This is a genomic window from Alphaproteobacteria bacterium, assembly GCA_030739735.1.
In the GTDB taxonomy this organism is placed as follows: Bacteria; Pseudomonadota; Alphaproteobacteria; order UBA7887; family UBA7887; genus UBA7887.
This window is the reverse complement of the sequence record JASLYQ010000016.1, coordinates 1-11,791: the sequence shown is the minus strand read 5'-3', so window position 1 is coordinate 11,791 and position 11,791 is coordinate 1. Positions and strand designations below refer to the sequence as shown.

Genomic DNA, 11,791 nt, shown 5'->3' with positions numbered 1-11,791 from the left:
GTGCGGGGATAAGCTGTGCCAGCCGATTGACTTGCCCCCGGCAAGACCGTATACGACCGGCTATTTTACGGTGCCGCCGCAATGGAGAGTAGTCGGTGAAAAGGACTTATCAGCCAAGCGTTCTGGTGCGCAAGCGTCGCCATGGTTTCCGCTCCCGCATGGCGACGGTCGCCGGTCGGCGCGTGCTGGCCAAACGGCGCGCTAAGGGGCGCAAGCGCCTATCGGCTTAGGCTCCGCACTGTGAACCGAAGCCTGCCGCGGCTTAAGCGGCGCCAGGATTTTTTAAGAGTGGCAAAACTCGGACGCAAATGGGCCGCGCAGGGTGTGGTGTTGCAATGTGCTCCATGTCCCGATGGCCTGCCGCCGGGCGCTTTTGCTCGGGTCGGGTACACGGCGAGCCGCAAGGTCGGCGGAGCGGTTCGCCGCAATCGCGCGCGGCGCCGCTTGCGTGCTGCGGCCGAGGCCGTGTTGCGGGATCAGGCGCGCAGCGATCGCGATTTCGTCCTGATTGCCCGCGTCGGCACGGCCACGCGGCCGTATGCGGCGCTGCTCGAGGACCTGACGACGGCGCTGACCAAGGTCGGCGGTCGTGCGGAGTTGGTATTGTGAGCCCTGCTGCGAGCATCCTGCGCTTTTGCGTCGGCCTATATAGACTGGTACTGAAGCCAATCCTGCCGGGCAATTGTCGCCACATGCCTAGCTGTTCGGAGTATGCCCTGGAGGCCCTGGCGCGGCACGGAGCTGTGTACGGCGGCTGGCTGGCGCTGTGCCGTATCTGCCGCTGTCATCCATGGGGCGGCTTTGGCTACGACCCAGTGCCGGGTGATCCGGTAGCAACACGAATACGGGCGCGCGACGACGGCGCCATGGGCGCGAGGTAGTAGTGCAGGACCAACGGAATTTGCTGCTGGCGATCGTGCTTTCGGTCGCCATCTTGTTCGTCTTTCAGACTCTGTTTGCGCCGCCCTTGCCACCGCCAGGGGCAACGATCGGCGAGGCCGCTATCGAGACGGCCGACGAGCCCGTGCCCCCGGGCGAGGCAGCGACAGATAGTGTCGGCGATGCGCCGGTCCCAGCCGACGCCGTCGTAGAGGCCGATGCCAGCCCGCGGCTCGCCATTGACCCGGCTGGACGCGGGCGCGTAAGTGGCTCGATTGCCCTGCGTGGCGGGCGCATCGATGAACTCTCGCTGCTCGATTACCGCGAGACCCTCGACCCGGAAAGTGCGCGCATCGAGCTTTTCACCCGCCAGCAGTCGGCCCGCCCCTATTACGCTGACTTCGGCTGGATTGGTAGCGGTGTGGCAGTCCCCGACGCCGACAGCCTGTGGACCGCCGACCGCGATGCCCTGTCGCCCGGTCGTCCGGTCACGCTGACTTGGGACAATGGTGCCGGACTGATCTTCGAGCGCAGCATAGCGCTCGACGACAACTACATGTTCACGGTCTCCCAGCGCGTGCGCAACGAGAGCGGAACCGAGGTGACGCTTCATCCCTACGGGCGCGTCAGCCGCACGGGCGAGCCGACTACGCTCGGTTTCTTCATCCTTCATGAGGGCCCGCTCGGCGTCTTCGTCAAGGAGGTAGGCAAAAAAGGCACTCTCGAAGAGGTCGATTACGAGGACTTGCGTGACAACCCCAGTATCAAGCGGACTACCACGGGCGGCTGGATAGGCATTACCGACAAATATTGGCTTACGGCTCTAGTGCCTAGCCCGAAGGTTGAGGCGACGGCGCGCTTCCATTATTCCGGCAGCAACGGGCGCGACCGTTTTCAGGTCGATTACTGGCTGCCGGCGGTGACAATCGTGCCCGGCGCCGTCGAAAGTGCCGAGAGCCGGCTCTTCGTCGGGGCCAAGGAAGTTACGCTGCTCGATATTTACGAGGAGGAGTTGGGCATCGAGCGCTTCGATCTGGCAGTCGATTTTGGCTGGTTCTATTTTCTCACCAAGCCGATCTTCTACGTGCTGCATAGCTTCTATGGCTGGATAGGCAATTTCGGTGTCGCCATCCTGCTGCTGACAGTGATCATCAAGCTTTTGTTTTTCCCATTGGCCAACAAGTCCTACGTGGCCATGAGTAAGCTAAAGAAGCTGCAACCGCAGATGATGGATCTACGCGAGCGCTTCGGTGACGACAAGCAGAAGTTGAATGCGGAGGTGATGGCACTGTACAAGCGGGAGAAGGCAAATCCCCTAGCCGGCTGTCTACCGATCGTGGTGCAAATTCCCGTCTTCTTCGCGCTCTACAAAGTGCTGTTCGTCTCGATCGAGATGCGCCATGCGCCGTTCTATGGCTGGATCCAGGATCTCTCGGCGCCCGATCCGACCAATCTCTTCAATCTCTTTGGCCTGCTGCCGTTTACGCCACCGGAGTTCCTGGCGCTCGGAATCTGGCCTCTGCTCATGGGCCTGACCATGTTCCTGCAGCAGAAGCTCAACCCGACGCCACCCGATCCCATGCAGGCGCGCATCATGATGATGCTGCCGTTGATTTTTGTCTTCCTCTTCGCCACCTTCCCGGCCGGACTGGTCATCTACTGGACCTGGAACAATGTGCTGTCGATTGCCCAGCAATGGGTCATCATGCGGCGCATGGGGGTCAAGGCGGGTTAGTGATATGAGTGCGAATGAGGAAGCCGGTAGGCTCTTGTTCGCCCAGGCCTGCCAGTTTGTCGCCGGGGCGGCGAGAGAGGAGCAGCTGCCGCTACCAAGCTTGCCCGAGGTGGCCTTCGCCGGGCGCTCCAATGTCGGAAAATCGAGTCTGGTCAATTCACTCACCGGCCGCCGCACTCTGGCGCGGGTCTCCTCGACGCCGGGGCGCACGCGGCAAATTAACTTCTTCGACCTCGGTGGCAGGCTCATGCTGGTGGACTTGCCCGGTTACGGCTATGCGCGTGCGGCCAAGGGCGAGATCAAAGCCTGGACCGGGCTGATGCGCAGCTTTCTGCGTGGACGCCACGGTTTGCGCCGAGTTTGTCTACTGATCGATTCGCGGCACGGTCCGAAGCCAGCTGACGAAGACGTTATGACTCTGCTCGACGAGGCTGCTGTGGTCTTCCAAGTGGTGCTGACAAAATGCGACAAACCGGGCGCGAAAAAGGCTAATGCCATGGCCGAGACGCTGGCTCGGGAATGCTCCGGGCGCCACCCGGCGACCCATCCCCAAGCCTTCGCCAGCAGCGCCCGCATCGGTTTGGGCATCGCCCAGCTACGCGCCGAGCTCGCAACTTTGGCCGATCCGCAGGCAGACAAGATGATGGATCCTAATCTGCCGTGAGCCCAGTCAAACCACTTCCCTCAAATCTTCAAGGGCTCTAGGTTGACCAGATGACTGACACGGACCCGCTTGAGGCGCGCTTGCAGACCGCCGCCACGTTGTCTGAGGCGCTGCCCTATATGCGGCGCTTCACGGGTAAGACCTTCGTCATCAAATTCGGTGGTCACGCTATGGGTGACGAGGCCCTGGCCCAGCGCTTCGCTCGTGACGTGGTGCTGCTCAAGCAGGTTGGCATCTTGCCGGTGGTGGTGCATGGTGGTGGGCCGCAGATTGGGCGCATGCTTGAGCGTCTCAAGATCGAGAGCCAGTTCGTCCAGGGCCTCCGCATTACCGATGCGGTTACCGTGGAGATCGTCGAGATGGTGCTCGCCGGCAATATAAACAAGCAGATTGCGGCCGATATCACGGCGGCCGGTGGCAGAGCCATCGGCCTAAGCGGCAAGGACGGGCATTTGCTACGTGCAAGGCGTTTGCAGTGCACTCACCGCGATCCAGAATCACAGGTCGAAAAGATTATCGACCTCGGCTTCGTGGGCGAGCCGGAAAGCGTAGATACAGAAGTTATCGAGCGCCTGACGGCTGCTGGCATCATCCCGGTCATCGCGCCAATCGGTATCGGCGATGACAGCGCGACCTACAACATCAACGGTGACACCGCGGCTGGCGCCATCGCCAATGCGCTTGGCGCGACGAAGCTCTTGATGCTGACCGACGTAGCCGGCGTTCTTGACCAGGAAGGGGCGCTGATCCCGCACCTGACGCCGGATAGCGCGCGGGCGCGCATGGAAGACGGCACGGTCTCGGGCGGCATGGTGCCGAAGATAGAGACCTGCATTGATGCCGTGGCGGACACAGTGGAGGCGGCGCATATCCTAGACGGGCGTATTCCCCACGTGCTGCTGCTGGAAATCTTTACCGCCCACGGTGTCGGCACCATGATCAGTGCTGAGGCGGGCTGAGCCTTTTCAGTCAAGGAATTCGGCGAAGATGCGCTCAACGGTCGGTGGTGTAGTATCGGTCGGTGAGGCCATGGCAGGCTTGACGAAGAGAATGTCATTGCGCGTGATGAATCGCTCAAACAGCTCTTCGCTGATGCCCTTTTCTCGAAGGCACACTTCGCTGCTTCCATACCCATGAGGTGTGATTCGATCTCGATCGCCTCACATACACTTGTGCCAAGGTGCACCATCGCATGCCGTCGCAGAGCCGCGCTGAGATCTTCGGCAAGCGGGTTCGCGTGGAGAATGGTGAGATCGGCATCAGACAGCAAGGCCCCGCTAGGACTAGCGCCGCAACAATCGTCGCCGAGGCGGGATCGGTAGCCGAGTTCTCACTCGCCATCACGGGCCGCCCACTGCCACCGAGGTCTTGCGTAGCCAGTGCAGGTCAGGCAGGGTTGCCCTTCGTTACGCCCCATCAAACGAGGCATTCATGTCTACTGCTCCCACGGAGACGTGGATTTTTGACCTCGATAATACCCTCTATCCGGCTGATTGTGAGTTGTTTGCGCAAGTGGATTCTCGCATGAGCGCTTATATCAGTGCCGTGCTAGCGGTAGACGCAACGACGGCGCGCGCGCTGCAAAAGACATACTATCGCGAACATGGCACCACGCTGCGCGGCCTCATGGACAATCATAGTGTCGAGCCGGAGGACTATCTCGACTACGTCCACGATATAGATCTCTCGCCGCTTGATGCTGTGGTATCGTTGGAGGGAGGCTTGGCGGCGCTCCCTGGTGAGCGTTACGTGTTTACCAATGGCTCGCGCAAGCACGCCTTGCAGGTCTTACAGCGCCTCGGGTTGGCGAACCTGTTCGCCGGCGTCTTCGATATCACTGCCGCCGGTTATGTCCCCAAGCCCGACGCCTTGCCCTATGAGCGTTTTCTGGGGCATTTCGATATCGATCCGGTCTCTGCCGTGTTCGTCGAGGACAGCGTGGCGAACCTTGCTCCAGCAGCGGCGCTTGGTATGCGTACGGTGTGGCTGCGCCGTCATCGCGACGACGCCACGGATGCGCCAGACTTTGTCGACCACGTCATTGATGACCTTGCCCAATGGCTTGAGGCGGAGCACACCGCCAGTTAGGTTGCTGCCGTAAAGGAGAGGCAGCGATGGAAGCAAGCGAGTTGGAAAAGGTTATCGAGGCTGCGTGGGACGACCACAACAGCGTCGATCAATCGACGACGGGGCCGGTGCGGGAGGCGATCGTCGCGGCGCTCGACGGTCTTGACAAAGGTGATTTCCGCGTGGCCGAGAAACGTGGCGGCGAATGGCAGGTCAACCAGTGGCTCAAGAAGGCTGTGCTGCTCTCGTTTCGCCTCAATCCCATGGAGACGATCTCGGGCGCGCCGGGCGGGGCCGGTTGGTGGGACAAGGTGCCTTCGAAATTCGCCGGATGGGGCGATGACGATTTTGTCACCGCCGGCTTCCGTGCGGTGCCCGGTTGCGTCGTGCGTCATTCAGCTTTCGTTGCCCCCGGCGTAGTGCTCATGCCGAGTTTCGTCAATCTCGGCGCCCATGTTGGCAGCGGCACCATGATCGATACCTGGGCTACGGTCGGCAGCTGTGCCCAGATCGGCTCGAACTGTCATATCTCGGGTGGCGTTGGCATCGGCGGTGTGCTTGAGCCGTTGCAGGCTGGGCCTGTGATCATCGAGGATAATTGCTTTATCGGCGCCCGCAGCGAGGTCGCCGAAGGAGTGGTGGTCGAGGAGGGTGCGGTGCTCTCGATGGGGGTCTTCTTGGGTGCCTCGACCAAAATCGTTGACCGCACCACCGGCGAGGTCGCTTTCGGGCGCGTGCCGGCTTATTCGGTGGTGGTTCCGGGCAGCCTGTCGGGCAAGCCGCTGGCCGACGGCTCGTTAAGTCCGTCGCTGGCATGCGCGGTGATCGTCAAGCGCGTCGATGCGAAGACTCGCTCCAAGACATCGATCAACGAGCTGTTGCGCGACTGAGCGGGGAAAAGGAAACTGCCGCGGTGCAGGGAACACCGCGGCAGTTTGCCGTCCGGGAGGAGGGAGACGGCTTAGATGCGCTGGGAGCCGCTGCCGAATTCCGGATAAGCTTCCAGGCCGAGCTCCGACTGATCGGCGCCCACGGCTTCGCTCTCCTCGTCGAGACGAATGCCGACGGTGACCTTGAGTGCCAACCAGACAGCGGTGCTGGCAATTACCACCCAACCCCCGATCGCAGCGATGCCGAGAATCTGGCTGCCGATATTGGTGTCGGAGTTGCTAAAGACCACGGCGATGGTGCCCCAGATGCCACAGACCAGATGGACGGGGATGGCGCCGACGACGTCGTCGATGCGCAGACGGTCGAGCACAGGCACAGCGAGCACAACCAGCACGCCACCGATGCCGCCGACCAGAACCGCGGTGGAGAAGCTCGGGGCAAGAGGCTCGGCGGTGATGCTGACCAAGCCGCCAAGGGCACCGTTGAGGGCCATCGTGAGGTCGACCTTCTTGAACAGCAACTGGCTGGTTAGCATGGCTGCGACAACGCCGGCTGCGGCGGCGAGGTTTGTGTTGGCAAAGATCTGCGCCATTGCCGCGGCATCGTCACCGGTGCCGAGCGCTAGCTGCGAGCCGCCGTTGAAGCCAAACCAACCGAGCCACAGGATGAAGGTGCCCAGCGTCGCCAAGGGTAGGGAAGAGCCGGGCAGCGGGTGGACGGCGCCGCCTGGGCCGTACCGGCCGCGCCGGGCGCCGAGCAGCACCGCACCAACCAGAGCCGCCCAGCCGCCGGTGGAGTGGACCAGGGTCGAGCCGGCGAAGTCGCTGAAGCCGGCCTCGGCAAGCCAACCGCCACCCCACTGCCAAGAACCCTGGATTGGGTAGATGACCGCTGTCAGTGCCACGACAAAGATTAGGAACGGCCACAGCTTGACGCGTTCAGCCAGGGTGCCGGAGATAATGGAGGCGGCAGTCGCCACAAACACCATCTGGAAGAACCAGTCCGAGGCCACGGCATAACCGTCTCCCTCGACATAAGCCGGCCCATCCAGGTTGGACCAGGAGAAGCTACCCATGAAGCCGCCGTTGACGCCGTCATACATGAGGTTGTAACCGACCAGGAAATACGTGATCCCGGCGATGGAATAGAGGGCGATGTTTTTGGTGCAGATGGTGGCCACACTCTTGGAGCGCACCAGCCCCGCTTCAAGCATGCAGAAGCCGGCGGCCATCCACATCACGAGAGCGCCGTTGAAGAGGAACGAGAAGGTGTTGAAGATGTAGGCGGTCTCGTCTGCGCTGGCGAAGATGGCGTCTTTGGCAGCGGCGGTGCTGACGAAGGTGAGAGCAGTGACGAAGGTGGCTAACCCGGCAAGGGTGAGGCGCTTTATTAAGGTGGTCATCGGTTTCTCCCGAGCGGGTTGGATCGTATTGTCTCGGCACAGGCGACAGCGCCAAAACGGGCTTTCGGGAGAACTTTATTCAAGAATCATGCCGACTCGGTGAACCCCTCTATTTATAAGGCTCTTTCGTTCCAGGCGGTCATGCTAGTGGGGGCAGTGACTATTTTTTTATCACTATCTTAGGAATGGTCAAAAATAAGCACAAAATTTATGCACTATGACAGGGCTAACTCTGCAGCGCGGTTTCGAGTGCTGCGCCGAGGCGGAGCAGGCGCGCATCTTCGCCGCTGGGGGCCATGGCCATCAGGCCGGCGGGGACCTGCGGTGCGCCGCAAGGCAGGCTCAGGGCGCAACAGGGCAGCACATTGCCGAGCCGCGTGTTGCGCAATGCCATGCTGTTGGCGCGGGCGTAGGCGTCAGCATCATCGATAACATCGGCGATGGGCGGTGGCAGGATCGGTACGGTCGGCGCCAGGACGGCGCTGTAGTTGGCCATGCGGGCATAAAGAGCCGGTGCCAGCTCACGGGCGGCCGCGCGCGCTGTCTCGATGTCGGTAGCGGCCATGTCGCGGCCCTGGTGGAAGCGGGCGAGAACCGCCGTGTCGATGGTTTGGCCTTGGTTGTCTATAAGGTCACGCCAGGTGACGTAACCCTCTGCCGTCACGGTGCTGCCGTGGCGATTGAGGACATCGTCGATACGGTTGAATTCGGACACCGGGCCGCGCTCGACGATCGCCCCGGCTGCCGCGATGGAGGAGATTGCCTGCTCCACTGCCTCGACAATCGGAGCATCTGCGTCGTCCCAGACCACGTCGGTCGCGACCAGAAATCGGGCGCTGGAGAGTTCCGCGCCAGCTAGGTCTATGGTCGGACGTGCGCCCATGATTTCGAATAGCGCCGCCGCGTCAGCCACATCGTGGGTCAGCGGGCCGACAGTATCGAAACTCGGCGACAGCGGCAGCACGCCCTTGCAAGGCAGGGCGCCGAACGAGGTCTTGAGGCCAACCAAGCGGTTCCACGCGGCAGGAATGCGCACCGAGCCTCCCGTATCGGAGCCAATCCCCGCCGCCGCCAGCCCGCGCGCAACCGATGTCGCGGCGCCGCAGGACGAGCCGCCTGGCGCCCGCGGCGTGTCTTCCATGACGGCATTAGCCGGGGTGCCTGTCGCCGGGTTGGTGCCGACGCCGCCGAGGGCGAACTGCACAGTATTGGTTTTGCCAAGACAGATTAGGCCCGCGCGTGTGGCGCGGGAGAGCACGGTCGCATCACGTTCGGGCACCCGCCCAGCTAGCAGTGGTGTACCACCCTCCGTGGCAATGCCAGCGGTGTCATAGAGGTCTTTCCAGGAGATAGGCACGCCGTCCAGGCGGCTTCGCCGGGTCCCGGCTGCAGCCCTCTCGCTGGCCGCCGCGGCTTCGGCACAACCGCGCTCGGCAGTGGTACGCAGATAGATGCGCTCATCGTCGTGCTCGGCGATGCGTGTCAGGAAATGTTCGCACAGAGCAGTTGGGTCGATATCGCCGCGCCCGATGGCGTCCCCCAGGGCGCAGGCAGTCATTTCGTGCCAGCTCTTTGCCATCGCCAATGTCCCCCCTTGCAGGTGCCGATTCTTTCGAGACGCACTATATTATCATTGTTGAAGCCAGTGAATCTTACACACCAGCCTCGGAGTCGAACTTGAAATACAGCGGCGAATGGCGCACGCGAGATGCGCTGTTTCCGCTTCTATGCCACCAAGCACGAGGAGGTCTATCGCTGAGCGTCGGCGATTGACAGCGGCAGGCTCTCTCCCTATGTTCTGCGCCTCGCGGTTGCGAAGAGCGAAAAGGGCGCGTTATGAAGGTCTTGAGATCCTTGAAATCGGCGAAGACACGGCACAGGGACTGCCGTGTGGTGCGCCGCCGTGGCAAGGTCTACGTGATCAACAAGACCAATCCGCGCTTCAAGGCCCGCCAGGGTTGAGGCCAATTATTCGCGGGCATTGACCCGCGCGTAGACACGCTCCACACTCGCCATCCTGCCTTTATCTGCAAGGAGACGGTCATGCAAATGCCGGAGCCAGATGCTGCGGTCATTGCCGCGCGCGGGCGGCTGATAGCGCGTCTGCGCGAGTTTCTGCCCGACGCTGCGGTCGTGGTCGGCGAGGACGATCTGCGCGCCTTTGAGACCGACGGGCTGACCGCCTACAAGGCACTGCCGCTGGTCGCGGTGTTGCCAGAGAGCACCACCCAGATTTCCAAGGTTATGGCGCTCTGTGCGGAGATGGGCGTCAAAGTAGTGCCGCGCGGCGCCGGTACCGGACTTTCCGGCGGCGCCCTGCCGCTCGCCGACGGTGTGACATTAGTCCTAACCAAGCTCAACAAAGTGCTCGAGGTCGATTACGCGAACCGCTGTGCGGTGGTCCAGCCGGGCGTCACCAATCTCGCCGTTAGCGAGGCAGTCGATGCAGACGGCTTCTACTACGCACCCGACCCCTCGAGCCAAATTGCCTGCTCCATCGGCGGGAACGTGGCCGAGAACTCGGGCGGTGTGCACTGCCTCAAATACGGCGTCACCACCAACAATCTGCTCGGGCTTGAGATGGTTCTGATGGACGGCGAGGTAGTTCACTTGGGCGGCAAGCATCTCGATGCCGAGGGCTACGACTTGATGGGCATTCTCACGGGCTCCGAAGGTCTGCTCGGGGTGATAACCGAGGTCACCGTGCGTATCCTGCCGAAGCCCGAGACGGCACGAGCGTTGCTGGTCGGTTTTTCCACGGTCGAGGCGGGCGGTGAGTGCGTCAGCGGGGTCATTTCTGCCGGCATCGTGCCGGGGGGCATGGAGATGATGGATAAGGCGGCTATCCATGCGGCCGAAGATTTCTGCCATGCCGGCTATCCCCTCGATGTTGAGGCGCTGCTCATCGTTGAGCTGGACGGGCCGGCGGTCGAAGTCGACGAGCTGGTCGAGCGCGTGCGCGTCATTGCCGAGGGCTGTGGCGCCAGCTCACTGCGCATCAGCGAAAGCGAAGACGAGCGGCTGGCCTTCTGGGCCGGGCGCAAGAACGCCTTCCCGGCCGTGGGGCGCATCTCTCCTGACTACTACTGTATGGACGGCACCATCCCGCGCGGTCAATTGGCGCGCGTTCTGGCGCGCATGACCGAGCTGTCGTCCCAGTATGGCCTGCGAGTCGCCAACGTCTTTCATGCCGGCGACGGTAATCTACATCCGCTCATTCTCTACGATGCGAGCGTTCCCGGCGAGCTGGAGCGAACCGAGGAGATGGGGGCTGAGATCCTCAAGCTCTGCGTCGAAGTGGGTGGTGTGCTGACCGGCGAACATGGGGTTGGCATCGAGAAGCGAGATCTTATGGGTGAGATGTTCAACGAGATCGATCTGGCCCATCAGCAGCGCGTCAAATGTGCTTTCGACCCCGACGGCTTGCTCAATCCGGGCAAGGTCTTCCCCGAGCTGCACCGCTGCGCTGAGCTCGGCAAGATGCACGTCCACGGTGGCAAGCTGCCCTTCCCGGATCTGCCACGCTTCTGATGGAGACATTTCGGCCTGTCGACGAAGAGCAGTTGCGTGAGGTGGTGGCTTGGGCCGTCTCGAACGAGCTACCGCTTGACGTTGTGGGGGCCGCCAGCAAACGTGCGCTCGGGCGGCCCGGAAACCTGCCGGCGCGCATCGAGACGGGCTCCCTGTCCGGTATCAGCTGGTACGAGCCGACCGAGCTGGCGCTGACCGCTGGTGCCGGGACGCCGATCGCCGATATCGAGGCCAGGCTCGCCGAGAATTGCCAACAGCTCGCGTTCGAGCCGCCGGATCTCGGGCCGCTCCTCGGAGCGCCGGCGGTGGCGGCGACACTCGGCGGAACCATAGCCTGTAATCTGTCCGGCCCGCGCCGTGTCAGCGCGGGTGCCGCACGCGATCATTTTCTGGGCCTGCGAGCGATCAGTGGCCGGGCCGAGATCTTCAAGTCCGGCGGGCGTGTGGTGAAGAACGTCTCCGGTTACGACCTCTGTAAGGCACTGGCCGGCTCCTACGGCACCCTTGCCGTGCTTAGCGAGATCACGGTCAAGGTGCTACCAGCGCCGGAGAAAACGCGCACAGTGCTTGTCTACGCGCAATCTGACGCGGACGGCATCGCCCTGCTCGGCAAGGCGGCGGC

The 11,791-nt window shown here is 62.5% G+C and carries 14 protein-coding genes; 11 read left to right on the top strand and 3 right to left on the bottom strand.

Annotation, left to right across the window (positions count from 1 at the left end; translation table 11 throughout):
- Positions 1–95 precede the first annotated feature (95 nt).
- The 6 genes from rpmH to argB are packed head-to-tail and all read left to right on the top strand — an operon-like array spanning position 96 to position 4,237.
- Complete coding sequence (rpmH, locus tag QF629_08950) at positions 96–230, top strand: 50S ribosomal protein L34 (protein MDP6013657.1); 135 nt, start codon at positions 96–98, stop codon at positions 228–230.
- A 10-nt stretch (positions 231–240) separates the two neighbouring features.
- The gene (rnpA, locus tag QF629_08945; protein ID MDP6013656.1) at positions 241–609 is read left to right on the top strand and encodes a ribonuclease P protein component; all 369 of its coding nucleotides are present in this window, start codon (positions 241–243) and stop codon (positions 607–609) included.
- On the top strand, positions 606–881 hold the full coding sequence (gene yidD, locus QF629_08940) for a membrane protein insertion efficiency factor YidD (GenBank protein ID MDP6013655.1): 276 nt from the start codon (positions 606–608) through the stop codon (positions 879–881). The genes rnpA and yidD overlap by 4 nt, the downstream gene beginning before the upstream one ends.
- 2 nt (positions 882–883) lie before the next feature.
- A complete protein-coding gene (gene yidC / locus QF629_08935; protein MDP6013654.1) occupies positions 884–2,614 on the top strand; it encodes a membrane protein insertase YidC in 1,731 nt (576 codons plus the stop codon).
- Positions 2,615–2,618: 4 nt separating this feature from the next.
- Positions 2,619–3,278 (top strand): ribosome biogenesis GTP-binding protein YihA/YsxC, encoded by a 660-nt coding sequence (gene yihA, locus QF629_08930; GenBank protein MDP6013653.1) that lies wholly within the window; start codon positions 2,619–2,621, stop codon positions 3,276–3,278.
- 50 nt (positions 3,279–3,328) lie between these two features.
- Positions 3,329–4,237 (top strand): acetylglutamate kinase, encoded by a 909-nt coding sequence (gene argB / locus QF629_08925; GenBank protein ID MDP6013652.1) that lies wholly within the window; start codon positions 3,329–3,331, stop codon positions 4,235–4,237.
- A 6-nt stretch (positions 4,238–4,243) separates the two neighbouring features.
- Here the strand turns inward: argB and QF629_08920 are convergent, their stop codons facing one another.
- Positions 4,244–4,393 carry a hypothetical protein gene (locus QF629_08920; protein ID MDP6013651.1) on the bottom strand — a complete coding sequence of 50 codons (150 nt, stop codon included), beginning with the start codon at positions 4,391–4,393 and terminating at the stop codon, positions 4,244–4,246.
- 316 nt (positions 4,394–4,709) lie between these two features.
- Between QF629_08920 and QF629_08915 the strand changes: the two genes are divergently transcribed.
- Both QF629_08915 and dapD read left to right on the top strand, forming a co-directional pair.
- Complete coding sequence (locus QF629_08915; protein ID MDP6013650.1) at positions 4,710–5,366, top strand: pyrimidine 5'-nucleotidase; 657 nt, start codon at positions 4,710–4,712, stop codon at positions 5,364–5,366.
- Positions 5,367–5,392: 26 nt separating this feature from the next.
- Positions 5,393–6,235, top strand: coding sequence for a 2,3,4,5-tetrahydropyridine-2,6-dicarboxylate N-succinyltransferase (gene dapD, locus QF629_08910; protein ID MDP6013649.1), 843 nt, complete (start codon positions 5,393–5,395; stop codon positions 6,233–6,235).
- Positions 6,236–6,306: 71 nt separating this feature from the next.
- Here the strand turns inward: dapD and QF629_08905 are convergent, their stop codons facing one another.
- Positions 6,307–7,638: an ammonium transporter gene (locus tag QF629_08905; protein ID MDP6013648.1), complete on the bottom strand. Its 1,332-nt coding sequence runs from the start codon at positions 7,636–7,638 to the stop codon at positions 6,307–6,309.
- Between the two features lie 226 nt (positions 7,639–7,864).
- Complete coding sequence (locus QF629_08900) at positions 7,865–9,217, bottom strand: amidase family protein (GenBank protein MDP6013647.1); 1,353 nt, start codon at positions 9,215–9,217, stop codon at positions 7,865–7,867.
- Between the two features lie 257 nt (positions 9,218–9,474).
- Between QF629_08900 and ykgO the strand changes: the two genes are divergently transcribed.
- From ykgO to QF629_08885, 3 genes are all read left to right on the top strand, one after another.
- Positions 9,475–9,600, top strand: a complete 126-nt coding sequence (gene ykgO, locus QF629_08895) for a type B 50S ribosomal protein L36 (protein ID MDP6013646.1) — start codon at positions 9,475–9,477, stop codon at positions 9,598–9,600.
- An 81-nt stretch (positions 9,601–9,681) separates the two neighbouring features.
- Positions 9,682–11,169 carry an FAD-linked oxidase C-terminal domain-containing protein gene (locus QF629_08890; protein ID MDP6013645.1) on the top strand — a complete coding sequence of 496 codons (1,488 nt, stop codon included), beginning with the start codon at positions 9,682–9,684 and terminating at the stop codon, positions 11,167–11,169.
- A partial coding sequence (locus QF629_08885; GenBank protein MDP6013644.1) for an FAD-binding protein occupies positions 11,169–11,791 on the top strand: 623 nt, incomplete at its 3' end. The genes QF629_08890 and QF629_08885, both read left to right, overlap by 1 nt.